The sequence below is a fragment of the Streptomyces barkulensis genome, from assembly GCF_002843305.1.
In the GTDB taxonomy this organism is placed as follows: domain Bacteria; phylum Actinomycetota; class Actinomycetes; order Streptomycetales; family Streptomycetaceae; genus Streptomyces; species Streptomyces barkulensis.
Genome location: NZ_PGSG01000084.1, coordinates 37,941 through 61,204 on the forward strand (window position 1 = coordinate 37,941; position 23,264 = coordinate 61,204).

General features: G+C 72.5%; 20 protein-coding genes. 16 read left to right on the forward strand and 4 right to left on the reverse strand.

Annotation, left to right across the window (positions count from 1 at the left end; all coding sequences use genetic code 11):
• Positions 1–106 precede the first annotated feature (106 nt).
• From CUT83_RS15345 to CUT83_RS15395, 11 genes are all read left to right on the forward strand, one after another.
• Positions 107–610: a MarR family winged helix-turn-helix transcriptional regulator gene (locus CUT83_RS15345; protein WP_101256427.1), complete on the forward strand. Its 504-nt coding sequence runs from the start codon at positions 107–109 to the stop codon at positions 608–610.
• 485 nt (positions 611–1,095) lie between these two features.
• Positions 1,096–1,359: a cypemycin family RiPP gene (locus CUT83_RS31605; protein WP_143688572.1), complete on the forward strand. Its 264-nt coding sequence runs from the start codon at positions 1,096–1,098 to the stop codon at positions 1,357–1,359.
• Between the two features lie 500 nt (positions 1,360–1,859).
• Positions 1,860–3,227: an alpha/beta fold hydrolase gene (locus tag CUT83_RS15355; protein WP_241524800.1), complete on the forward strand. Its 1,368-nt coding sequence runs from the start codon at positions 1,860–1,862 to the stop codon at positions 3,225–3,227.
• Positions 3,217–3,780, forward strand: a complete 564-nt coding sequence (locus CUT83_RS15360) for a hypothetical protein (RefSeq protein ID WP_101256405.1) — start codon at positions 3,217–3,219, stop codon at positions 3,778–3,780. Before CUT83_RS15355 ends, CUT83_RS15360 begins: the two co-directional genes overlap by 11 nt.
• Positions 3,777–4,349 carry a CypD family RiPP peptide-cysteine decarboxylase gene (locus CUT83_RS15365; RefSeq protein ID WP_101256406.1) on the forward strand — a complete coding sequence of 191 codons (573 nt, stop codon included), beginning with the start codon at positions 3,777–3,779 and terminating at the stop codon, positions 4,347–4,349. Before CUT83_RS15360 ends, CUT83_RS15365 begins: the two co-directional genes overlap by 4 nt.
• Positions 4,342–5,079, forward strand: coding sequence for a class I SAM-dependent methyltransferase (locus CUT83_RS15370; protein WP_101256407.1), 738 nt, complete (start codon positions 4,342–4,344; stop codon positions 5,077–5,079). The genes CUT83_RS15365 and CUT83_RS15370 overlap by 8 nt, the downstream gene beginning before the upstream one ends.
• Positions 5,076–5,708, forward strand: coding sequence for an ABC transporter ATP-binding protein (locus tag CUT83_RS15375; protein WP_101256408.1), 633 nt, complete (start codon positions 5,076–5,078; stop codon positions 5,706–5,708). Before CUT83_RS15370 ends, CUT83_RS15375 begins: the two co-directional genes overlap by 4 nt.
• Positions 5,705–7,255, forward strand: coding sequence for a hypothetical protein (locus tag CUT83_RS15380; RefSeq protein ID WP_101256409.1), 1,551 nt, complete (start codon positions 5,705–5,707; stop codon positions 7,253–7,255). The genes CUT83_RS15375 and CUT83_RS15380 overlap by 4 nt, the downstream gene beginning before the upstream one ends.
• Before the next feature lie 88 nt (positions 7,256–7,343).
• Positions 7,344–9,455, forward strand: a complete 2,112-nt coding sequence (locus CUT83_RS15385; RefSeq protein ID WP_101256410.1) for a thioredoxin domain-containing protein — start codon at positions 7,344–7,346, stop codon at positions 9,453–9,455.
• Between the two features lie 141 nt (positions 9,456–9,596).
• A complete protein-coding gene (locus CUT83_RS15390; protein WP_101256411.1) occupies positions 9,597–10,808 on the forward strand; it encodes a pyridoxal phosphate-dependent aminotransferase in 1,212 nt (403 codons plus the stop codon).
• A gap of 264 nt (positions 10,809–11,072) precedes the next feature.
• The gene (locus CUT83_RS15395; protein ID WP_101256412.1) at positions 11,073–11,498 is read left to right on the forward strand and encodes an SCO4983 family protein; all 426 of its coding nucleotides are present in this window, start codon (positions 11,073–11,075) and stop codon (positions 11,496–11,498) included.
• Between the two features lie 144 nt (positions 11,499–11,642).
• Here CUT83_RS15395 and CUT83_RS15400 read toward each other — a convergent pair whose 3' ends face one another.
• On the reverse strand, positions 11,643–13,478 hold the full coding sequence (locus tag CUT83_RS15400; protein ID WP_101256413.1) for a phosphoenolpyruvate carboxykinase (GTP): 1,836 nt from the start codon (positions 13,476–13,478) through the stop codon (positions 11,643–11,645).
• Positions 13,479–13,715: 237 nt separating this feature from the next.
• Between CUT83_RS15400 and trhA the strand changes: the two genes are divergently transcribed.
• Positions 13,716–14,459 carry a PAQR family membrane homeostasis protein TrhA gene (gene trhA, locus CUT83_RS15405; RefSeq protein WP_101256414.1) on the forward strand — a complete coding sequence of 248 codons (744 nt, stop codon included), beginning with the start codon at positions 13,716–13,718 and terminating at the stop codon, positions 14,457–14,459.
• Between the two features lie 45 nt (positions 14,460–14,504).
• Here the strand turns inward: trhA and CUT83_RS15410 are convergent, their stop codons facing one another.
• Positions 14,505–16,103 carry an N-acyl-D-amino-acid deacylase family protein gene (locus CUT83_RS15410; protein WP_101256415.1) on the reverse strand — a complete coding sequence of 533 codons (1,599 nt, stop codon included), beginning with the start codon at positions 16,101–16,103 and terminating at the stop codon, positions 14,505–14,507.
• 52 nt (positions 16,104–16,155) lie between these two features.
• On the reverse strand, positions 16,156–17,562 hold the full coding sequence (locus tag CUT83_RS15415) for an alanine racemase (RefSeq protein ID WP_101256416.1): 1,407 nt from the start codon (positions 17,560–17,562) through the stop codon (positions 16,156–16,158).
• A gap of 276 nt (positions 17,563–17,838) precedes the next feature.
• On the opposite strand from CUT83_RS15415, the gene CUT83_RS15420 reads away from it, so the two are divergent.
• From CUT83_RS15420 to CUT83_RS15435, 4 genes are all read left to right on the forward strand, one after another.
• Positions 17,839–18,813, forward strand: a complete 975-nt coding sequence (locus tag CUT83_RS15420) for a sugar kinase (RefSeq protein ID WP_101256428.1) — start codon at positions 17,839–17,841, stop codon at positions 18,811–18,813.
• A gap of 5 nt (positions 18,814–18,818) precedes the next feature.
• On the forward strand, positions 18,819–19,571 hold the full coding sequence (locus tag CUT83_RS15425) for an IclR family transcriptional regulator (RefSeq protein ID WP_101256417.1): 753 nt from the start codon (positions 18,819–18,821) through the stop codon (positions 19,569–19,571).
• 45 nt (positions 19,572–19,616) lie between these two features.
• Positions 19,617–20,087, forward strand: a complete 471-nt coding sequence (locus tag CUT83_RS15430) for a RidA family protein (RefSeq protein WP_101256418.1) — start codon at positions 19,617–19,619, stop codon at positions 20,085–20,087.
• Positions 20,088–20,218: 131 nt separating this feature from the next.
• Positions 20,219–21,592, forward strand: coding sequence for an Nramp family divalent metal transporter (locus CUT83_RS15435; RefSeq protein WP_101256419.1), 1,374 nt, complete (start codon positions 20,219–20,221; stop codon positions 21,590–21,592).
• Positions 21,593–21,742: 150 nt separating this feature from the next.
• Here CUT83_RS15435 and CUT83_RS15440 read toward each other — a convergent pair.
• A partial coding sequence (locus CUT83_RS15440) for a chitinase (protein ID WP_101256420.1) occupies positions 21,743–23,264 on the reverse strand: 1,522 nt, incomplete at its 5' end.

Genomic DNA, 23,264 nt, shown 5'->3' on the forward strand with positions numbered 1-23,264 from the left:
TACCCCGTATTCACGAAGAAGCGAGCACCCGGCCATGCCCACGCACCCGGACATGACGACCGCACACCCCCACGACGAAACGAGCGAAGAGAGCGTGCAGGCCAGCATGCCCCCCACAGCAGGCCGCCCGGACCCCGACCAGGACCGGACCGGCTCCGCACCCCCTCTCGACCTCGACGCCCTGCAACACCAGGTGGCCCTCTTCGCGCGCCGCGCGGAGCAGACCCGGCTCGGCGGCGTCGGACAGGCCCGCAACTCCATGGACCGCGCCGCCTACCTGCTGCTCAACCGGCTGGACCGGGACGGACCCACGGGCGTCAAGGCGCTCGCCGCGGGCATGGGGATCGACTCCTCGACCGTGACCCGCCAGGTGGCCCCGCTGGTGGAGTCCGGCCTGGTCAAACGCACCTCCCACCCCGATGACGGCCGCGCCGTGGTCCTCCAGCTCTCCCCGCGCGGCGTCGCGCGGCTGGAGCAGGTGCGCGCCTCGCGGCGCGAGCTGATGGAACTGCTGACCCGGGACTGGGACGAGGAGGAACGGACGGTCTTCTGCGAACTGCTCACCCGCTTCAACCAGGCCCTCTCCGACTTCCAGGCGGAGGGCTCCTGATCCTCTCCGCGGCCCCTCTGCGGAGGCCCGCTCCCGAGCAAGGCGCAAGGCGTCCGGGGGCGGGCCCCGCGAAGCCGCTGCGACGCGGCGTCTGCCCCTCCGGGGCGCACGGGGAGCCGGAGGGGACATAACCAACCGACTCGCCGCCGAGACGTCCCCGGGCAGTTTCGGCCTGGAACGTTTTCGAGGAGTTCCGGTGTCGAAACATGAGATGAACGGCCGGGTGCAGAGGTCCGGGCCGAGGTCCGATCGGCGACTTTCACCCTCCGCAGCCGGAACAACACCCTCCAGCGTGACCACGGTGTAATGCGCCCTCTCGTCGGCCGAAAAGAGAAGTAGATTTTGAGACACGTCAAGTGTCACGTTGCGCAAGATGGCTGGGGATTAATTGAGCTTGACGTGTTCCGGGGAGGGTGCTTACAGTCGCTCAAGAGATCGAGTTCCGTGTCGTGCGGCGCGTCCGCTCGCAGTGGGCGACGAGAGCAATGTTCGACACGTCGAGACCATTTCGCTCGTATGATCATCGACGAAAGGTTAGTGAAGTGCGATCTGAATTAACCGCGACGCGACCGGATTCCGCCGATATCCGCCCTGAGGCGCTTGCGGCGCAAGACTTCGCGAACACCGTCCTCAGCGGATCGGCGCCGGGCTTCCATTCGGACTGCGAGACCCCCGCCATGGCCACGCCGGCCACCCCGACCGCGGCCCAGTTCGTCATCCAGGGCAGCACGATATGCCTGGTCTGCTGACGAGAAAATGATCCGGGCGCCGGGGAGTCCCTGTAGTCCAGGCCTCTCCGGCGCCCGGTTCCCAGATTTTCACGACGGTAGCCAGACCTGCGGCTGGGGAGACGAAGAATCCGGTGAGACGGAAGCGGTGGAGATGGCGCGCCTCAAACGCGACTGCCGCCCAGGAAGCAGCTGATCGCGTATTTCTTCCGATAGCGGTCGGACAGATTCTGGCGGCTGCGGAGACTCTTTCTCTCCGAGAAGAATTCGAAGAGCATGGTTATCTGCGTGGCGTGTCGGCCCAGCAGTATCCGCCGGGCAGTCTGAGGCGCCGGATCGGCCGCGTCCTCGACCACCCGCGCACCCCAAGAGTGCTCGCGGGAGTGACTCTTGCCGCGTCGGCGGGGCTTGTGTTCGCGCGCGGCAACCGGAGGGCGCAGATCACCGCTGCGGCGATCATCGGGACGTGCAATCGGCTGAATGAGATCCGCACCCCGTACGGACGGGACGGTGCGGACCAGATGACGGCGGTCATCACGCAGTACCGCGCCCTCACGGCGCTGATACCCGATCGGCAGGTCTCCGACGACCTCTTCCTGCGGGCGGTCAACTTCCAGGCCGGGCTCAGTTATGCGGTCTCGGGCATCGCCAAGGCCTTCGGCAGCAGTTGGGTACAGGGTGACGCCCTGCTCGAAGTCCTGCAGACGGAGGCCTACGGCCGGGGACCTGCCGCGGCCCTTCTGCGCAAGCGTCCGGGACTGTGCCGGGCCCTGACCGTCGGCACGGTGCTGTGGGAGACGTTCTTCCCGTTCGTCTACCTGTTGCCGCGCAGGCAGGCCTCCCAGGTGCTCTCGGCGGTCAAGGCCTTCCACGTCGGGGTGGCGGCAGCGATGGAGCTGCCGCGATTCGTGTGGGGGTTCTTCGGGTCCCACGGAGCGGTCGGCTACGTGCTGGACACGCGCGGCGCACGCCGGACCTTCGAGAAGACCGTGGTCGGCGTCGTCGGCGGCGTCACCCTCGCGAGCGCGCTGATCGCGCGCGAGAAGCGCAGGATCGCCGAGCAGCGGCGGCTCGGCCCCAAGGGCGCCGCGCGGCTCCGCTGCGCGGACGGCACCGTCGAGTACAGGGTGGACCGCCCCGCGGACGGGGCCGCATCCCGCGCTGTGGTCGTTCTCGAGTGCGGCCTGGGGCAGTCCCTCGAATCGTGGGAGTGGGTAGCGGAGAGCCTGGCGCAGCAGTACACGGTCATTCGCTACCACCGGCCCGGATACGGCCTCACGACGTCGCGCGCGACGAGCGGGGACCTCCTCGCCGCGGTGCTCGACGAGGTCGGCGCCGAGGGGGAGATCGTGGTGGTCACCCACTCGATCGGTTCGCTGAGCGCGGCCTCCTACGTGGGGGACGAGCGCTTCGCCGACCGCGTCGGCAAGATGGTCGTCGTCGACGGCACCGACCCGGCCCTCCTGGAGGAGGACCGCGGGGACCGCAGGCGGCTCGGCAAGTTCGTCCAGGCACAGGTCTACACTCTCTTCGCGGCCGTGACCGGAATCTACGAGTGGGCGCCCAACGCGGTGGAGCGTCAGTCGGGGTACACCCCCGACACCCAGTACAGCCACGTGCAGTTCGTGTTCTCACCGAGGAACATCGTCAACTCGGTCCGGGAATACCGGGGGATGCGGACCGACGACGCCCTCTCCCGCCTCGGCGCGGTCGGCTCGGTCCTGGTCATCGCCTCGGACGAGTTCGCCGCCCAACAGGCGGTGCTGGCCGAGAAGCTCGGGGCGAAGATCGAAGTGGTGCACGGTTCCGCGCACCGGTCGATCATCGGGTATCGGGAGCATGCCGAGAAGGTCGAAGGCGCTATCAGAAGGTTCATGGATGCTTGCTGACCGGATCAAGGGGGCGGTGGCCTCCTGTGCCGTAGGCGCGCTCGCGGCGCACCTGATCGCGACCGTTCTGCAGAACACCCCCGACTCCTACAACCAGGATCTGCGCAAGTTCACAGGTGGCTGGCCCATCCCCGGATGGAGGTTCTTCGCGCCGAACCCGGGCGTGCAGAACGTGCACCTGCTGGTGCGCGAAACCACCGGCGACGGCCCGACGCCGTGGCGGGACGTGACCCCCGTCGTGCCGCACGGGTGGACACAGGTGCTGTACAACCCGCAAAGCCGCGGTCCCAAGGCGCTGTTCGACGCCATGCAGCAGCTCTCCGTCATGAGCGCGAACCAGGCCGACTTCGCCTGGGTCACCCGGAGCCTGCCGTACGACCTGGTGCTCGCGGCGAGCCGGGCCGCGGCGACCGACGACGCACAGGCCCTGCAGTTCCTGTTGATGAACGTGTTTCCCAGTGCGCCGGCGGAGCATCGGATGAAGCCGATCCTCACCTCCGAGTGGATCCCTCTGGGTACCGCCGCCCCCCGCACGGCGGGAGCCGTCGGGTGAACGTGGAGAAGTTCGAGGGTGCGGAGCTGCATGTCCACATCACCGGCTCCATCAGCGCGGCGCTCGTGCCGTGGTGGATCCACTGGCTGCGGGAGCTCCATCCGGACCTGATCGTGAACGTGTCGGTGACGCCCGCCGCGTCGCGGTTCCTGGCGGTCCGGGCTCTCCATCACCTGGCCAACGGCAAGGTGTGGGTCGATTCGTGGGACGACCCGGGGACACCGCCCGAGGTCAACTCCGGGAGAAGCGGCGACTCCGAGTGTTTCCTCGTCTTCCCCGCGACCCTGGACACGGTCATGCGCCTGGCACAGGGGCGCGCGGACTCACCCGCCCTCCTGATGTTGCAGGTGACCGATGCGCCCATCGTGATCGCGGACACGTTCCCGGGGTCCAACGAGATCGTCGAGAGCAATGTGCGGACCCTCATGCTCCGCCCGAACGTCGAGTTCGCCCCGCGGGTCAACGGCGTACGCGCGAGCAACCGGTCGGAGGCCGAGGTGGGGTTCAACCTGCCCGGCGCTCTCGCCGTGGTCAACAGAATGCTGAAGGAAGGTCGTCCCGGTGAGTGACCCGAGCGTGTACGACGAGGCGGCGATCGAGGCCTACGACCTGGTGTCCTCGATGCTCTCCCCGGGGGCCGGGCTCGCCGCCTGGGTGTCGTCGCACCGGCCGCTGGCCGGGCGTACCGTCCTGGACCTGGGGTGCGGCACGGGCGTTTCCTCGTTCGCGCTCGCCGAGGCCGGCGCACAGGTCACGGCGGTCGACGCCTCACGGCCGTCGCTGGACGTGCTCGAGAGCAGATGCCCGGACCGCGGCGTCGAGGCGGTGGAGGGCGATTTCCGGGATCTCCGGTTCGACTCCGCTTTCGACGTCATCACCCTGTCGCGGAACACCTTCTTCCTCGCTCAGGAACAGCAGGAGAAGATCGATCTCCTGCGGGTCGTCGAACGGCACCTCGAACCGGGAGGCGCGGCCTTCCTGGACTGCACCGACCCCGCCGAGTTCCAGCGGGCGGGTGGCGACGCGCACTCGGTCACCTATCCGCTGGGCCGCGAGCACATGGTGACCGTGACGCAGACCGCGGACCGGGCCGCCCAGCGGGTCCTGAGCGTCTTCCTGGTGCAGAGCGCGTCGACACTCACCGCGTTCCACGAGCAGGCCACCTGGGCCACCCTCGCGGAGATCCGGCTGATGGCACGGATCGCAGGCCTGAAGGTGGCGGACGTCAACGGGTCGTACGCGGGAGAGCCCTACGGTGCGCACTCGCGGGAGATGCTGGTAGTACTGGAGCGACAGTGAGCGAAGTGCCCGCGATCGCGGCGGAGGGCGCCACGGTCGTCCTGGACGGGACCACGCTGCTGGCACCGACGACGTTCGCGGTGATGCCGGGCGAGTTCTGGTGCCTCACCGGCAGCAACGGCTCCGGGAAGACGACCCTCCTGCGGGCCTTCCTGGGGAGCCGGAGACTGACGGACGGTGCCGTCCGTGTCCGGGGCGAGACCGTCGACCTGGCCAGGCCCCGGCACCGGCGGCTCGTGGCCTCCCTCGTCGAACCGGTGCCCGTCGCACGTGACATGACGCTGCGCGAGCAGGTGACCCTGGTCGCCGCCTCCTGGTACGGCAACACCACGACGACCGTGGAGCGCGCCGAGGAGGTCATCGGGCAACTGGGCCTCTCCGTACTGGGCGAGAGGTTTCCCACGCAGCTCTCCTCCGGCCAGCTGCAGCTGTTCAGTCTCGCGCTGACCCTGGTCCGCCCCGCCGACGTCGTCCTGCTCGACGAGCCGGAGCGGCATCTCGACACCGACCGCGTCGACCTCGTCGCCACGCTGCTCGCCGAACGCGCGGAGCGGGGAACCTCGTTCCTGGTCGCCACCCATGAGGCCGCCGTGGTGGAGGCCTGCGACGGCGTCGTGGAGCTGGGATGACGGTGGACGGCATCATGGCGGCGGAGGCCGGCCCCAGGGACCGGGTCCAGGCCGTACGGCAACGGTACGCCCACCGCGGTGGCCGCGCCACGGTGCACGACTGGGCGTACACCGGCTACCTCGCCGTCATCCTCGTCTCCGTCTACGCGGCGCCGGTCGTCCACCTGATGAGGACCTCGCGGGCGCGTGTCCCACTGGAGTCCTCCGAGGCGGCGGCGCCCGTGGCATGCCTGGTCGCGGCGGTGGCGGTCTGGGGCGCCCAGCTCGCCGGCCGGTTCTGGGGGCCGCTGGTGCTCAAGCCGTTCCTGCTGCACGTGTTCATGTCCACGGACCTGTCCCCGACGCACTACCTCGGCACGATCGCCCGCCGCCGGCTGATGTACGCGGGACTCGGAACGGTGCCGGCGGTGTGCACGGCGACGTTCCTCGGGACCGACCTGTTCGACCACCCGGGGAGCGCGCTCGTGCCGCAGGGCGTGGCCGTCGCGGTGGGCATCGGCGCCGTCGCCTCCGTCGCGTGGCTGTGGGGTCAGATCCGGACGGTGCGCGAGAACCTCCTGCTCGCCTTCGCCGCGGCCGCCGCGGCCGTCGCCGTCGCGCTGCTCGGCCGGTCCGCCTTCCTGGGCGTGGGCGGTCTGTGGCTCGTCGCCGGTGTACTGGCGGTCTCGGCGACGGTGCTCGGCCGGTCCGCCTTCCGGTCCCTCCGTACGGTCGATCTCGCCCGGCTGGCACGTGAATCGGCGCGTGCCGCCGAGGCCCAGGCCTTCGCCTGGACCGGCACGCTCCACCACGCGCTCGACCTGTACCGCCCGGAGCCGCGCGGGCTCACGTCGGCCCTGCTGCGCCCGGACGGGCGCCTGCGCGGCCACCTCGCACAGGGAGCGGTCCGCGCGCTCCGCACACGGGGCCGTGCGATCGCGGCCGCGGCCTTCCTGCCGACCGGTGGTGCCCTGCTGACGCTCGGCGTCGCGGAGCCGGACGCCGAAGGGGCGACGTTGTTCCGGGTGGCCGGCTCGGTCGCCGTGTACTGGGGGTCCGGGTGGGTCGGCGAGACCTGGCGCGGTCTGCGCGACGAGCTGACGCTGGCCCCCTTGTTCGGTGAGCGGTGGGGCGGGGTGCTCGCCCGCACCCTGGCCTGGCCGGTCGTCGCGGTGGTGGTCATGGTGGGCCTTGCCGGGGGTGTCGCGGCCATGACCCGGTGGCCGTTTCAGGGCGGCGGGCCGGCCGACGCGCTGCTGCTCGCCGCTGCATCGGTGGTGCTCGTGCTCGGTGCCAGGTTCCTGCGCGAGATGAAGACGAATCTGCCGATCGAACTGCTGCTCCCCGTCATCACGCCCCTGGGCGACCTTTCCGGGCTCCGGGTCTTCGTGTGGCAGTTCGACGGACTCGCCGTCGTGCTGACCGGCGTCCTCGTGATGACGTGGATTCCCTCCGCGCCCGGCGCGGCCCTGGTCGCGCTGGGCATGGCCGCCTGGTGCGGCTGGGCGGGCCTGCGCCGGACGGGGTGGGCCCGCCCGGCGCTGTTCACCCGCCTCGGCCGGGCGTAGGGCCGCCCAGCGCCGAGTGGTACCGGTACCCGGGCCGACGGATGACGGGCCGCCGCGCGGGACCGCTGCGCAGGGCAGGATGGGAGGCATGGCGAACCGACTGGCCCGTGAGACGTCCCCCTACCTCCTCCAGCACGCGGACAACCCCGTCGACTGGTGGCCCTGGTCGCCGGAGGCGTTCGACCAGGCGCGGCGGCGGGACGTGCCGGTGCTGCTCAGCGTCGGCTACAGCTCCTGCCACTGGTGCCATGTGATGGCCGAGGAGTCCTTCGAGGACGAGGTCACCGCCGAGTACCTCAACGCCCACTACGTGTCCGTCAAGGTGGACCGCGAGGAGCGCCCGGACGTCGACGCCGTCTACATGGAGGCGGTCCAGGCCGCCACCGGGCAGGGCGGCTGGCCCATGACCGTCTTCCTGACGCCGGACGGCGAACCGTTCTACTTCGGCACCTACTTCCCGCCCGAGCCCCGGCACGGGATGCCCTCCTTCCGCCAGGTGCTGGAAGGGGTGCGCGCCGCCTGGACCGACCGGCGCGAGGAGGTCGCCGAGGTGGCCGGGCGGATCGTGGCGGACCTGGCGGGGCGGAGCATCGGCTACGGCGACGGCGGGGACGCCCCGCGTCCGCCCCGGCCGGAGGAGGTGGGCTCGGCACTGCTCGGGCTGACCCGCGAGTTCGACGCGCGGCACGGCGGCTTCGGCGGCGCGCCGAAGTTCCCGCCGTCGATGGTGCTGGAGTTCCTGCTGCGCCACCACGCCCGCACCGGCTCCGAGGGCGCACTGCAGATGGTGGAGGCGACCTGCGAGGCGATGGCGCGCGGTGGCCTCTACGACCAGCTCGGCGGCGGCTTCGCCCGCTACTCGGTGGACGCCACGTGGACGGTGCCCCACTTCGAGAAGATGCTCTACGACAACGCGCTGCTGTGCCGGGTGTACGCGCACCTGTGGCGCGCCACCGGCAGTGAGCGGGCGCGGCGGGTCGCGCTGGGGACGGCCGACTTCATGATCCGCGAACTGCGCACTCCCCAGGGCGCCTTCGCCTCCGCGCTGGACGCCGACAGCGACGACGGCACCGGGCGGCACCGGGAGGGCGCGTACTACGTCTGGACGCCCGCCGAACTGCGCGAGGTCCTCGGAGATGAGGACGCGGAGCTGGCCGCCGCCCACTTCGGGGTGACCGAGGAGGGCACCTTCGAGGAGGGGGCCTCCGTCCTCCGGCTCCCGGACACCGACGGTCCCGCGGACGCCGAACGGATCGAGTCGGTGCGCCGCAGGCTGCTGGACGCCCGCTCCGCGCGTCCGCGCCCCGGCCGGGACGACAAGGCCGTCGCCGCCTGGAACGGGCTGGCGATCGCCGCGCTGGCCGAGACCGGCGCCTACTTCGACCGCCCCGACCTGGTGGAGGCGGCCACCGCCGCCGCCGATCTGCTGGTCGCCGTCCACCTCGATGCGGGCGGGCGCCTGGCGCGCACTTCCCGCGACGGCGCCGCGGGCTCCGGGGCCGGGGTGCTGGAGGACTACGGCGATGTGGCCGAGGGCTTCCTCGCCCTGTACTCGGTGACCGGCGAGAGCTGCTGGCTGGAGCTGGCCGGCACCCTGCTGGAGACCGTGCTGAGGCGCTTCACCGCCGCCGACGGCACCCTGTACGACACCGCCGACGACGCCGAGCGGCTCATCCGCCGCCCCCAGGACCCCACCGACAACGCCGCGCCCTCCGGCTGGACGGCCGCCGCCGCGGCCCTGCTGTCGTACGCCGCCCACACCGGGTCCTCCCGCCACCGGGAGGCCGCCGAGCGGGCGCTGGGCGTGGTGACGGCGCTGGCCCCGCGCGTGCCGCGCTTCATCGGCTGGGGGCTGGCCGCCGCCGAGGCGGCGCTGGACGGGCCGCGCGAGATCGCGGTGGTCGGCCCGGCGGGCGATCCGGCCACCGCCGTGCTGCACCGCACCGCCCTGCTGGCCACCGCGCCCGGCGCGGTGGTGGCCGTCGGCGAGCCGCCGGCGGACGGCGGCCAGGGCGCGGGCGGCGGCAGGGGCGGCGGGGCGGGCGACGGCGCGGACGAGGAGACGCCCGCGCTGCTGCGCGACCGGCCGCTGCTGGAGGGCCGCCCGGCCGCGTACGTCTGCCGGCACTTCGCGTGCGACGCCCCCACGGCCGATCCCAAGCGGCTGGCGCGGACGGTGGGCGCGTCCGCCGGAGCGTGAGGCGGTGCGGGCGGCGGCCCCCTTCCGCCGCCCGCAGACCGCCCGCACACCACCCGTACAGCACTCGCGCGCCGCCCGCGCGTCACCCACGTGGGGAAAAACACGGAGCGCCCGGCACGGGGTATCCGTACAGTGGCGGTCATGCAGGTGATCCAGTCGACGAAACTCGCCAATGTCTGCTACGAGATCCGGGGTCCGGTTCTCGAGGAGGCCATGCGGCTGGAGGCGGCGGGTCACCGCATCCTCAAGCTCAACACCGGCAATCCCGCGCCCTTCGGCTTCGAGTGCCCGCCGGAGATCCTCGAGGACATGCTGCGCAACGTCGGGTCGGCGCACGGCTACGGCGACGCCAAGGGGCTGCCGGCGGCCCGGCGCGCGGTGATGCAGTACTACCAGACCAAGGGCATCGAGCTGGACGTCGAGGACGTCTACATCGGCAACGGCGCCTCCGAGCTGATCCAGATGTCGATGCAGGCGCTGCTGGACGACGGCGACGAGGTGCTCGTGCCGGCGCCGGACTACCCGCTGTGGACGGCCTCGGTCTCGCTGTCGGGCGGCACCGCCGTGCACTACCGCTGCGACGAGCAGTCCGACTGGATGCCGGACCTCGCCGACATCGAGAGCAAGGTGACCGACCGCACCAAGGCGATCGTCGTCATCAACCCCAACAACCCCACCGGCGCCGTCTACGGCGAGGAGGTGCTGCGCGGCCTGACGGACATCGCCCGCCGCCACGGCCTGATCGTCTACTCCGACGAGATCTACGACAAGATCCTCTACGACGGCGCCACCCACACCCCCACCGCCGCCGTCGCCCCCGACCTGCTGACCGTCACCTTCAACGGTCTGTCCAAGTCCTACCGGGTGGCCGGGTACCGCTGCGGGTGGATGGCGGTCTGCGGGCCGAAGACGCACGCCGCCAGCTACATCGAGGGCCTGACGATCCTGGCGAACATGCGGCTGTGCGCCAACATGCCGTCCCAGTACGCGGTGGCCACCGCGCTGGGCGGACGGCAGTCGATCAACGATCTGGTGCTGCCGGGCGGTCGGCTGCTGGAGCAGCGCGACACCGCGTACGAGCTGCTGACGTCCATCCCGGGCGTGACATGTGTGAAGCCCAGGGGGGCGCTGTACCTCTTCCCGCGGCTGGATCCCCAGGTCTACAAGATCAAGGACGACCGGCAGATGGTCCTGGACCTGCTGCGGGCGGAGAAGATCATGGTGGTCCACGGCACGGGTTTCAACTGGCCCGAGCCGGACCACTTCCGCATCGTCACGCTGCCTCCGGTACAGGATCTGGCGGACGCGGTGCAGCGGATCGGTAAGTTCCTGGACGGCTACGGCCAGTACTGAGGCAGGGCCGAGGCGGCACCGGGACAGCGCCGAGGCGGCACCGGGACAGCGCCGAGGCGGCACCGGGACAGCGCCGAGGCAGCGCTGAGCCAGCACTGCGGAGCTGTCCGCGCCCGGTGGGCGGTGCGGGGTGACCGGAGTCCGGACGGATGGGAAAGGCCTGGCGGGGGCGGGTGAGGACGCCGGGAAACTCTCTGCACCCGTGACAACTTTAGACAGAGTCCAAGTTAAGATGGACTCCTGCATCAGTCAGGAGGCCATCCCATGTACGAACCGATTCGCACGCCGTCGGTCCACACCATGGCCGATCCGGCCAGGGCCGAGGGACTCCTCCCGCGCCGCTCCCGCGAGGAGGAGCTGGACAACAGGCTCGCCGGCCATCTGACCGCGCTGCTGACCGTGACCGACGAGCTCCGCGTCCACACCCCGAACGCGGAGCTGGACGACGCCGCACAGCGGCTCGACACCCAGGTCACCCGATTGTGCGCGGGGCGCGCCCCGCTGCGGGCCGAGCCGTCCGCCGCCGGGGCCGACGCCTCCCGCGTCACGGCCCTCCACCAGCGGGCCCACACACTCGCCGGGCAGGCCCTGGTCGTGGCCACCTCCCGCTCGGACGCGGCGGCCGCGACCCTGGCCGCCGGGCGGTTGGAGGCCCACGCCCGGGCGCTCGACCTGGCCGGGGTCGGCTGACCGGCGCCGTCCGGAGGACGGACCGGAGGACGGGAAGTCCGCGAAGCCCGCGGGCCCCGTCCCGGCACAGGGTGCCGGGACGGGGCCCGCGGGCTCTCGCGCGGCGGCTCGGCCGGGCGGCTGTCCGGCCGGACGGCCGTCCGCTCAGCCCAGGCGCTCGACCAGGGCGTGGTACTCGTCCCACATCGCCTTCGGGGTGTGGTCGCCGAAGGTGTTCAGGTGCCCGGGGATGAGGGCGGCCTCCTCGCGCCAGACCTTCTCGTCCACCTTCAGCAGGAACTCCAGGTCCGCCTCGGGCAGCGCCAGGCCGTCGGTGTCCAGGGCGCTCTTGGCCGGGACGACGCCGATGGGCGTCTCGGCGCCCTCCGCCTCGCCGTTCAGGCGGCCGACGATCCACTTGAGCACCCGGCTGTTCTCGCCGAAGCCCGGCCACACGAACCGGCCGCCGTCGTCCTTGCGGAACCAGTTCACGTAGTAGATCCTCGGCAGCTTCGCCGGGTCCGCCTTGGCGCCGACATCCAGCCAGTGGCCCATGTAGTCGCCCATGTTGTAGCCGCAGAACGGCAGCATGGCGAACGGGTCGCGGCGCAGCTCGCCGACCTTGCCCTCGGCCGCGGCGGTCTTCTCCGAGGCCACGTTGGCGCCGAGGAAGACGCCGTGCTGCCAGTCGAAGGACTCCGTCACCAGCGGCACCGCGCTGGCGCGGCGCCCGCCGAAGAGGATCGCCGAGATCGGCACGCCCCTGGGGTCCTCCCACTCCGGCGCGATGATCGGGCACTGGGAGGCGGGCACGGTGAAGCGGGCGTTGGGGTGGGCGGCCGGGGTGCCGGAGGAGGGCGTCCAGTCGTCGCCCCGCCAGTCGGTCAGACGGGCCGGGGGCTCCTCGGTCATGCCCTCCCACCACACGTCGCCGTCGTCGGTGAGCGCGACGTTGGTGAAGATCGCGTTGCCCCACAGGGTCTTCATCGCGTTGGCGTTGGTGTGCTCGCCGGTGCCGGGCGCCACGCCGAAGAAGCCGGCCTCGGGGTTGATCGCGTAGAGGCGGCCGTCCTCGCCGAAACGCATCCAGGCGATGTCGTCGCCGATCGTCTCGACCGTCCAGCCCGGGATCGTCGGCTCCAGCATCGCCAGGTTGGTCTTGCCGCAGGCGCTGGGGAAGGCGGCGGCGACGTACTTCGACTCACCGCGGGGAGGCGTCAGCTTGAGGATCAGCATGTGCTCGGCGAGCCAGCCCTCGTCGCGCGCCATCACCGAGGCGATGCGCAGCGCGTAGCACTTCTTGCCCAGCAGCGCGTTGCCGCCGTAGCCCGAGCCGTAGGACCAGATCTCACGGGTCTCGGGGAAGTGGGAGATGTACTTGGTGGAGTTGCACGGCCAGGGGACGTCCTCCTGGCCCGGCTCGAGCGGGGCGCCGACGGTGTGGACCGCCCTGACGAACGTCCCGTCCTCGCCCAGCTCCTCCAGGACGGCGCTGCCCATGCGGGTCATCGTCCGCATGGAGACGGCCACGTACGCGGAGTCGGTGATCTCCACGCCCAGCGCGGAGAGCGGGGAGCCCAGCGGACCCATGCAGAAGGGGACGACGTACATCGTCCGGCCGCGCATCGAGCCGCGGAAGACACCGCCCTCGCCACCGGAACCGGTGAAGACCTCGCGCATCCTCGCGGGGTCCATCCAGTGGTTGGTGGGACCCGCGTCCTCCTCCTTCTCCGAGCAGATGAAGGTGCGGTCCTCCACGCGCGCCACGTCGGAGGGGTCGGAGGCGGCGTAGTACGAGTTGGGGCGCTTGACCGGGTCGAGCTTGGTGAAGGTGCCCTTGGCGACCAGTTCCCCGCAGAGCCTGTCGTACTCCGCCTCCGAGCCGTCGCACCAGACGACGCGGTCGGGCTGGGTGAGGGCCGCGATCTCGTCGACCCAGGCGGCCAGTTCCTGGTGACGGGTGGGGATGGTGTTGCCGGGAGCCGCAGTACTGCGCGCCACAATCGCTCCAGATGTCGAGGGTTTCATGCCGGATACCGCACGTGTATCCGTTTTGTTCATCCGTACTTCAGACTCGGCCCCGTGGGGGCTGCGACCCGGATGCTGCGGCGTTGCTCATCCGGTGCCGACCACGCTCATTTGATACTCCGCCTTCGGGGCGATTCTGTCCAGACGGCCGTGTGGTGAGCATGGCCACGCGGCGGTGATACCTACGGTCACGTAGGTACGATGAGAGGCATGACCGCCGCAGTGCCCGAATCCCCCAGGACTCTGCCCGCCGACGACCGCGGCGACCGTGACGGCCGTGGGGACCGCGAGGACCACGGGGCCGACAGGTCCGCCCACCCCGTCAAGCCCCGCCTGCGGGGCTGGCTGCACGCCGGGATGTTCCCGGCCGTGCTGATCTCGGGGATCTTCCTGACCGCCCTGGCACAGACCCCGCGCGGCCGTCTGGCCTGCGCGGTCTACACACTGACCGCCTGTCTGCTGTTCGGCGTCAGCGCCCTGTACCACCGCGGGAACTGGGGTCCGCGCGCCAACGCGGTGCTCCGCCGCCTCGACCACGCGAACATCTTCCTGATCATCGCGGGCACCTACACGCCCCTGACGATCCTGCTCGTCCCCCAGGGGCGCGGCCAGTTGCTGCTGTGGGGCATCTGGGCCGCCGCCGTCGCCGGCATCGCCTTCCGCGTCTTCTGGGTCGGCGCGCCGCGCTGGCTCTACACCCCCTGCTACATCGCGATGGGCTGGGCCGCGGTGTTCTTCCTGCCCGACTTCCTGCGCGCGGGCGGCGTCGCCGTCCTGGTGTGCGTGGTCGTCGGCGGCCTCCTCTACAGCGTGGGCGGCCTCGTCTACGGCATCAAGCGGCCGAACCCCTCACCGCGCTGGTTCGGCTTCCACGAGGTCTTCCACTCCCTCACCCTGGCCGCCTTCGCCGTCCACTACGTGGGGATCTCCCTGGTGGCCTACAACGCCACCTGACGTGCGGCCCGTTCCCCGACCCCGTTCCCCGGCCCCGGCCGGAGGTCAGCCGCCGCGCCGCACCGAGCGGCCGGCGAGCACACCGGTGCGGCGGCCGTCCTCGACGGCGAACCGGCCGCCGACCAGCACATGCGGGATGCCCGGCGGCGGGGTGCGCGGCGCCTCGAACGTCGCCCCCGCCGCCACCGTCTCCGGGTCGAACAGCACCAGATCGGCGTGGTGCCCCTCACGCACCAGCCCCCGGTCCGGCAGCCGCAGCCGGGCGGCCGGCCGCCCGGTCAGGTGCGCCACGCACTCCTCCAGCGACAGCACGCCCAGCTCGCGCACATAGCGGCCCAGGTAGTGCGGGAAGGTGCCCCACGCCCGCGGATGGGGCCGGCCGCCGACGAGGATGCCGTCGCTGCCGCCGGTGTGGGCCCGGTGCCGCATGATCGCCCGGACGTTCTCCTCGTGCCCGACGTGCTGGAGGACGGTGGTGCCCAGCCGGTCGTCGAGCAACAGCCGCCGCGCCACCGTGAACGGCTCCTCGCCGCGCCCGGCCGCCGACCGCGCGACCGTGCGGCCCACGTACCCGGCCAGGGCGGCGTCCGTCACCCCGGAGACCTCCACGGTGTCCCAGTCGACCGGCACCCCGTGGCAGCCGTCCGAGCCCTCGGTCTCCATGGCGTACCGGATCCGGGCGCAGGCGGCCGGATCCCGCAGCCGGGCGAGGGTCGCCCCGGGACCGCCCTCGGCCGCCCAGCTCGGCAGCAGCGCGGCCAGGGTGGTGCAGCCGGGCAGGTAGGGATAGCTGTCCAGCGTCAGGTCCACGCCCCCGTCCAGGGCCGCGTCCAGCAGGGCCAGCAGCTCGGGGGCGCGGCCGGCGTTGACGGAGAAGTTCACGGTGGCGTGCGCCAGGTGCAGGGCGCATCCCGAGGCACGGGCGACCTCGATCATCTGCGCGTACGCCTCCAGCGCGCCGGCGCCGTAGGAGCGGTGGTGGGGGCAGTGGTAGCCGCCGTAGGACGCCACCACCCGGCACAGCTCGGTCAGCTCGGAGTCCGGGGCGTACATCCCCGGGGTGTAGGTCAGGCCGGAGGACATCCCCACCGCGCCCTGCTCCAGGCCCTCGGCCACCAGGCGCCGCATCCTGCCCAGCTCCCCGTCCGTGGCGGGCCGGTCCTCCCAGCCGACCACCATCGCCCGCACCGTGCCGTGGGGGACGAGATAGGCGGCGTTGACGGCGGTGCCGCGGTCGAGCCGGTCCAGGTACTCCCCGACGGTCCGCCAGTCGAACTCCACGTCCGAGCCGTCCCCGTTCCAGCCGGTGATCGCCTGCCGCACCCGCGCCAGTGTGCGGTCGTCCACCGGCGCGTACGACAGGCCGTCCTGTCCGAGCACCTCCAGCGTGACGCCCTGGGCCACCTTGGCGACATGGGCGGGATCGCGCAGCAGCGCCAGATCGCTGTGGGCGTGCATGTCGATGAAGCCGGGCGCCAGGACGAGGCCGTCCGCCTCCAGCACGCGCCGTGCGCCGGGGCGCGGCCCGGGGTCCCCCTCGTGGTGGACCACGGCGATCCGGCCGCCGTCGACGCCGACGTCGGCCCGGCGGGCGGGGGCCGGGGTGCCGTCGGCGACGCGCGCGCCACGCAGGACGAGTTCCACGGCGGACTCCGGTTCTCGGAACGGGGGCGGGGGGAGGGACGGGGGAGGGGGGTCAGAAGAACGTGCGGACGAAGTCGGTGACGGTGCCGTCGGCCTCGGCGACCGGGATGAGCTGCCACCGGTCGAAGACCGTGCACGGATGCGACAGGCCCAGCGCCACCCAGTCGCCCACCTCCAGCTCCGCGCCCGGCGCGAGGCGCACGAACGCGTGCTGGTCGGCCAGCTTCACCACCTCCATCCCGTCGGCGGCCCGCTCGGCGCCGCCGCCGCCGGCGGCGCGGACGGCCACCGGCTGGGGCAGGCCCAGGTCGTAGGAGGCGTCGCGCTTGCCCGCGTTGAGGAACGCCAGATGAGGCTCGGGCCGGGAGAGCACCTGCGCCCACAGCCGGAACGCAGGCAGCAGCGAGCCCTGCCCGGGGACGCGGTTGAACGGGGTCGCGCGGTGGTAGTGGCCGTCGTCGTGCGAGACGTACGCGCCCGAGCGCAGCAGCTTCAGCACCGGGCGCGACAGCTTCGGCAGCCGCCCGAGGACCTCGGCCACCGCGTCGAACCAGGCGCTGCCGCCCGCGCTCACCACGATCTCCTCCTGTGGCCCCAGGGCGGCGAAGCGGCCCGCCGCGTCCAGGGCGGCGGCCAGCGCGACCAGCTCCTCCAGCCAGGCCCGTACCCGCGCGGCGTCGGCGTCCGGCACCTCGCCCTCGTAACCGGCGACACCGACCAGCCGCAGCGAGGCCGCGTCCGTCACCGCCCGCGCCACCCGGGCCGCCTCGTCGGCGGTGCGTACACCGGTACGGCCGCCGGGCACGCCGAGCTCGACGACGACGTCCAGGGGGCGCGGGGCGGGGGAGGCGTGGTGGGCCGGGGCCAGGGCGGCGTCCATCAGCTCCACGCCGCGCACCGAGTCCACGTAGCAGACGACCGTCGCCTCCGGGTCAGCCGCCAGCTCCGCGGCGATCCAGCGCAGCGCGGCGGCGTCCACCACCTCGTTGGCCAGGAAGACCCGCCGCACCCCGAAGGCCCGGCACACGCGCACCTGGGAGGGCACCGCCGCCGTGATGCCCCAGGCGCCGTGGTCGAGCTGGCGCCGGAACAGCCGCGGGGACATCGAGGTCTTGCCGTGCGGGGCGAAGGCGAGGCCGTGCCGGGCGGCGAAGGCGCCCAGCTGCCGCAGGTTGTGCTCCAGCGCCCCGGCGGCCAGCGTCAGCACCGGGGTGGTGAAGCCGCCGGTGAACAGCGGGCGCCGCTGTGCCGCCAGCTCGCCCACGGTCAGTCCGGCCGCGTCCGGGGGCAGCCCCTTGAAGCGGTGGTCGACGACCTCGTCGGCGAGACGGGCGACGGGGTCGGCGGGCCCGGGCCCGCCGGTGTGCCGGGGGCGTGCGGAACGCCGGGGGAGCGCGGCGTGATCGGGGCGCTCGGCGTGATCGAGGTGCTCGGCGTGATCGGGGTGCTCGTCGGCCATGGTGAACTCCGGACTCCGGGACGGGCCCCGGGAGAATGATTGCGATATGTGCAACGCTTATTGCGCATAGTGCTTGTCGCTGTCTAGCATCCCCGCGAACGCCCGGTCAACGGACGGCCGGGACGGAGACGGAGGAGGGGAGGGACGACCGTGACAGTGCCCCCCGTGCCCCCCGTGCCCCCCGCGACTCCTGCCTCCCCCGCACCCTCCGCACCCGCCGCGGACTGCGGCCCCCGCGCCGGGGCCCCCTTCGACGCGGTCTGCCTGGGGGAGACCATGGCCGCCTTCCGGCCCGCCGGCCCCGGCCGGCTCGCCGACTCCCCGGTCTTCGTCCGCGGCGTCGGCGGCGCCGAGTCCAACACCGCCTGCCTGCTCGCCCGCGCCGGGCACCGGGTCCGCTGGATCGGGCATGTGGGCACGGACGGCTTCGGCGACCACGTACTGGCCGAGATCGCCGCCCGCGGAGTGGACATCTCCGCGGCGCGCCGTGACCCCGACCGCCCCACCGGCGTCTACTTCCGCACCGGCGGCGAGCGCTCCACCACCGGCGAGCGGCCCGCCGACCCGGCCCTGGCCGAGGTGCTCTACCACCGCGCCGGATCGGCCGCCTCCGCGATGTCCCCGGACACCGTCGACCGCGCCGCCGCCGAATCCGGCCGGATCCTCCACCTCAGCGGCATCACGGCGGCCCTCTCCGACGGCTGCCGGGCACTGCTGTACGAACTGACCGAGCCCAGGCCCGGACGGCCGCTGCTGTCCTTCGACGTCAACTACCGGGTGGGGCTGTGGAAGAGGCGGGACACGGCCGTCCTGCTCGACCTCGCCCGCCGCTGCGACCTGGTCTTCACCGGCGCGGACGAGGCGCGGGCCGCCTGGGGCGCGGCGGACCCGGCCGCCCTGCGCGAACTGCTGCCGGAGCCGTCCGTGCTCGTGGTCAAGGACGGCGGGCGGGGCGCGACGGCCCACACCGCGGCGGGCGCCTGCCATGTGCCCGCCCTGTCCGTGGAGACGGCCGACCCCGTCGGGGCCGGGGACGCCTTCGCCGCCGGGTTCCTCTCGGCCACCCTGCGCGGACTGCCCCCGCGGGCGTGGCTGCGGCACGGCCATCTGGCCGCCGCCGCCGCGCTCACCTGCCCGGGCGACCTCGCCGAGCCGCCCGGCCGGGCCCTGGCCGACCGGCTGGCCGCGCTCGGCGACGACGCCTGGGGCAGACTGCGGCTCACCCCCGGCTGGACCACACGGAAGGCGTGAGACAGATGAGCCAGACCGTCGACCGGGCGCTGAGCATCCTCCCCCTGCTCGCGCGCGGTCCCGCAGGTCTCGAACAGGTCGCCCGGCATCTGGACGTCCACAAGTCCACCGCCCTGCGGCTGCTGCGCACCCTGCACGAGCACGGCATGGTCCACCGCCAGGCCGACCAGCGCTACCGCCTGGGGGCGCGGCTGATCGCGCTGGCCCAGGAGGCCGTGGAGAACATCGACGTGCGCGCCGTCGCCCACCCGTACCTGGCCGAGCTGAACGAGGCGTGCGGGCACACCGTCCACCTGGCGGTGCGGCAGGAGGACGAGGTCCTCTACATCGACAAGGTCGAGAGCCGCTACCCGGTGCGGATGTACTCGCGCATCGGCAGGCCGGTGGCGGTCACCGTCGCCGCGGTCGCCAAGGTCATCCTCGCCGACCTGCCCGAGGCCGAGCGGCGCGCGCTCGCCGAGCGCCTGGACTACCCCCGCCACACCCCCCGCTCCACACCCGGGCCGGACGCCTTCCTGAAGGAACTGGCCCGGGTGCGCGAGCAGGGCTGGGCCACCGACCTCGGCGGCCACGAGGAGACGGTCAACTGCGTCGCCGCCCCCGTGCGCGGCGCGGACGGCCGGGTCGCGGCCGCGCTGTCGGTCTCCGCGCCCGCCGCCGTCGCGGGCCCGGACGAGCTCATGCGGCTGCTGCCCCTGGTGCGGCGTACGGCGGACGCCGTCAGCGCCGAGTACTCGGGCAGGCCGCCCGCCCCCTGAGCTCCGCGGAACCCCGCGAAGTCAGCCCCGTCCGGAAGGAAGACCGTGAGCGACACCCCCGCGCAGACACCCGCGCAGACACCCGCGCAGACCCCCGCGCAGACCCCCGCCAAGACCGCCTTCACCCCGCCGTCCCACACCGCCCCGCCCGCCCGCTTCTCGCACGGCGTGCGCAAGGGGAACATCCTCCAGGTGGCCGGACAGGTCGGCTTCCTGCCCGCCGTCCCCGGACAGCCGCCCACCCCGGCGGGGCCGACCCTGCGCGAGCAGACCCTCCAGACCCTCGCCAACGTGGAGGCGGTCCTGAAGGAGGGCGGCGCGAGCTGGGAGGACGTGGTGATGGTCCGCGTCTACCTCACCGACACCGGCCACTTCGCCGAGTTCAACGAGATCTACGACGAGTACCTCGCCGGCACGGCGGGCCTCACCGGCCCCCCGGCGGCGCGGACGACCGTCTACGTCGGCCTGCCCGCCGGGCTGCTGGTCGAGATCGACGCCATGGCCGTCCTGGACTGACGCCCGGGTGACCCCGGGGGCCCGCCCGTGCTCCCGCGCGCCCGCGCGTGCCCGTACGCCCTCTTGTGCCGCCCGGCGGCGCGCTGTTGTATGCGCCACGCCGGTTGCGGGGACGAGAGCGGAGGGCGCACATGGCCAGTACGGGCGAGAAGGGCGCGGCGGACGGAGCGGACGGCACGGGCGGGACGGAACGGCCCGGGAGCGGGAGGGAGGCCGTCGCGGGGGCCGCCGCGGCCCCTCCCGAACGGAAGGCGAGCTGGCGGCTGGTCGGCCCCGGCATCGTGGTGGCGGCCACCGGCGTCGGCGCCGGAGACCTGGTGGCCACCCTCGTGGCCGGCAGCAGGTTCGGCTACACCCTGCTGTGGGCGGCCGTCGTCGGCTGCCTGGTGAAGATCGCACTGGCGGAGGCGACCGGCCGCTGGCACCTGGCCACCGGCCGGACGATCTTCGACGGCTGGCGCAGCCTGGGTGCGTGGACCACCGTCTACTTCGCGGTCTACGTCACGGTGTGGGGCTTCGTCTACGGCGCCGCCGCCATGTCCTCCAGCGCGCTGCCGCTGGTCGCCCTCTTCCCGGGCCTCCTGGAACTGAAGACATGGGCGATCCTGTGCGGGCTGGCGGGCCTGGCGTTCGTCTGGTTCAACCGCTACGCGATCGTCGAGAAGATCATGATGGTCTTCGTCGGCGTGATGTTCGCGGTGGTCCTCTACGTGGCGGTCCGCGTCACCCCGCACCTCGGCGACGCCGTGGCCGGGCTGCTGCCCGTGCTGCCGGACGGCTCGCTGCTCTACACCCTCGGTCTGGTCGGCGGGGTCGGCGGGACGATCACCATGGCCGCGTACGGCTACTGGGTCAACGCCAAGGGGTGGACCGACAGCGGCTGGATGCGGATGATGCGCCTGGACAACCGGGTCGCGTACCTGACCACCGGCGTCTTCGTGGTGGCGATGCTGATCGTCGGCGCCGAACTGCTGCACGCCGCCGGCACCGCCGTCGGCTCCGGCGACCAGGGGCTGCTGGACCTGGGCCGGATCCTGGAGGAGCGCTTCGGGTCCGTCACCGCCAAGCTCTTCCTGATCGGCTTCCTCGCCGCCTCCTTCTCCTCCCTCGTGGGCGTCTGGCACGGCGTCAGCCTGCTGTTCGCCGACTTCGTGGAGCGTACGCGCGCGGCACGGGCGCAGGGCACCGGCGGCGAGCCCCCCGTTCTGGAGGTCGCACGCGGGCAGCGCGAGCGCTCCGGGCCGTTCCGCGGCTACCTGCTGTGGCTGACGTTCCCGCCGATGGGGCTGCTGTGGCTGGACAAGCCCTTCGGACTGGTCATCGCCTACGGCGTGCTGGGCGCCTTCTTCATGCCCTTCCTCGCCGGGACGCTGCTGTGGCTGCTCAACTCCGGCCGGACGCCGAGCCGGTGGCGCAACGGGCCGCTGAGCAACGCGATGCTGGCGGCGGCCGGGCTGCTCTTCGTCGTTCTGTGTGTCCAGCAGGTGCGCGAACTGCCCTGGTGACCGGCGACCGCCCCGCCGGGGCGTTCGTGCGGGAACGCCACGGGGCCCGGTCCGCGGTGCGGTGGACGCGGACCGGGCCCGTTACCTCTTACCTCTCGTTACCTCTTACCTCTCGTTACCTCTCGACGTACCGGTGTTCCGCCGCCGGTGCTACGGCAGCGCGTGGACGTGCGGGCCGACGGTGTCCGACCACCGGTCGCCGTTGAGCGCGTCCCAGTTGGTGGACCAGGTCATCGCGCCGCGGATGCCCGGGTAGGTCCGCGCGGGCTTGAACGAGCCGCAGTTCGTTCCCCTGGCCAGGCAGTCCAGGGCGGCGTTCACCACGGAGGGGTCCACGTAGCCGGAGCCCGCGCCGCGGGTGGAGGCGGGGGTGCCCAGGCCGACCTGGGAGGGGTCGAGGCCGCCTTCGAGCTGGATGCAGGCGAGCGCGGTGAGGAAGTCCACCGAGCCCTGCGAGTACACCTTGTTGTCGCAGCCCAGCATCGAACCGCTGTTGTAGTACTGCATGTTGACGACCGTGAGGATGTCCTTCACGTTCAGCGCCAGCTTGAAGTACTCGGTGGACGTGGACTGCATGTCGATGGTCTGCGGGGCCATCGTGAGCACCATGGAGGGCCCGGCCTTCGCCGACAGCGAGCGCAGGGCCTGCGTCAGCCAGGTGGAGTTGATGCCGTGCTCCAGGTCGATGTCCACGCCGTCGAAGCCGTACTCCTCCATCAGCCGGTGGGCGCTGTCGGCGAAGCGCGCGGCGGAGGCGGAGTCGTTGACGATGACGTTGCCCTTCTCGCCGCCCACCGAGATGATCACCTTTTTGCCACCCCTCTGCTTGGCGGCGATGTCGTCCTTGAACTCCTGGACGGAGGAGTAGCCGAGCGCCGGGTCGAGATTGAAGGTGATCTCACCGGCGCTGGCCGTGGAGTCGGCGAAGGAGACGGCGATGATGTCGTACTGGTCCTGCACCTCGCGCAGCTTCTGCACCCGCGCGCCGTTGTCGAAGTTCTGCCAGTAGCCGGTCAGGGCGTGTTCGGGGACGCCGGTGTCCGGGCCGCCGCCGTCGCCGGTCCGGTCGGTGGTGGCGGTGACGGGGGCGGACCTGGCCGATTCGCCGGCGCCGTTGACGGCGCTGACGCGGAACTCGTAGGAGGTGGCGGCCGCCAGGCCGGTGACGGTGGCCGAGGTGCCCTGCACCGACAGTGCCCTGGCCCCGTCCCGGTAGACGGTGTAGCCGGTGGCGCCGTCGACGGCGTTCCAGTTCAGGGTGACCGAGGAGGAGGTGGTGGCGCCGACGGTGGGTGTGCCGGGGGCGGCCGGGGGCTGGGGGTCGGGGTCGGGCTCGCCCGGGTCGCCGCCGGGGCCGGTGAGGGAGACGTCGTCCACGTGGTGGGCGCTCTGGCCGTACCAGCCGTGGGTGTGGACGGTGACGGAGGTGGTGTCCGGGCCGGTGGTGAAGGAGGTGCGCAGCTGCTGCCAGCCGGTGCCGCCCGGGGTCCAGGTGGAGACGTCGGTGGTGCCGGTGCCGGACGCGCCGAGGTAGACGTAGGAGCCCTGCACCCAGGCGCTCAGTTCGTACTGGGAGTCCGGCTGTACGGTCACGGTCTGGGTGCATTTGGCGTTGTCGCTGCCCGAGGGGGTGGCCTTCAGGGCCGCCGTGCCGCCGTGGACGGGGGAGGAG

Bases quoted from the DNA above. Each gene is read 5' to 3' on its own strand.
- CUT83_RS15385 (WP_101256410.1), top strand. From the start codon at position 7,344: ATGGCGAACCGACTGGCCCGTGAGACGTCCCCCTACCTCCTCCAGCAC.
- CUT83_RS15355 (WP_241524800.1), top strand. From the start codon at position 1,860: ATGACGGCGGTCATCACGCAGTACCGCGCCCTCACGGCGCTGATACCC.
- CUT83_RS15395 (WP_101256412.1), top strand. From the start codon at position 11,073: ATGTACGAACCGATTCGCACGCCGTCGGTCCACACCATGGCCGATCCG.
- CUT83_RS15435 (WP_101256419.1), top strand. From the start codon at position 20,219: ATGGCCAGTACGGGCGAGAAGGGCGCGGCGGACGGAGCGGACGGCACG.
- CUT83_RS15380 (WP_101256409.1), top strand. From the start codon at position 5,705: ATGACGGTGGACGGCATCATGGCGGCGGAGGCCGGCCCCAGGGACCGG.
- trhA (WP_101256414.1), top strand. From the start codon at position 13,716: ATGACCGCCGCAGTGCCCGAATCCCCCAGGACTCTGCCCGCCGACGAC.
- CUT83_RS15425 (WP_101256417.1), top strand. From the start codon at position 18,819: ATGAGCCAGACCGTCGACCGGGCGCTGAGCATCCTCCCCCTGCTCGCG.
- CUT83_RS31605 (WP_143688572.1), top strand. From the start codon at position 1,096: ATGTTCGACACGTCGAGACCATTTCGCTCGTATGATCATCGACGAAAG.
- CUT83_RS15390 (WP_101256411.1), top strand. From the start codon at position 9,597: ATGCAGGTGATCCAGTCGACGAAACTCGCCAATGTCTGCTACGAGATC.
- CUT83_RS15415 (WP_101256416.1), bottom strand. From the start codon at position 17,562: ATGGCCGACGAGCACCCCGATCACGCCGAGCACCTCGATCACGCCGAG.
- CUT83_RS15345 (WP_101256427.1), top strand. From the start codon at position 107: ATGCCCCCCACAGCAGGCCGCCCGGACCCCGACCAGGACCGGACCGGC.
- CUT83_RS15360 (WP_101256405.1), top strand. From the start codon at position 3,217: ATGCTTGCTGACCGGATCAAGGGGGCGGTGGCCTCCTGTGCCGTAGGC.
- CUT83_RS15420 (WP_101256428.1), top strand. From the start codon at position 17,839: ATGGCCGCCTTCCGGCCCGCCGGCCCCGGCCGGCTCGCCGACTCCCCG.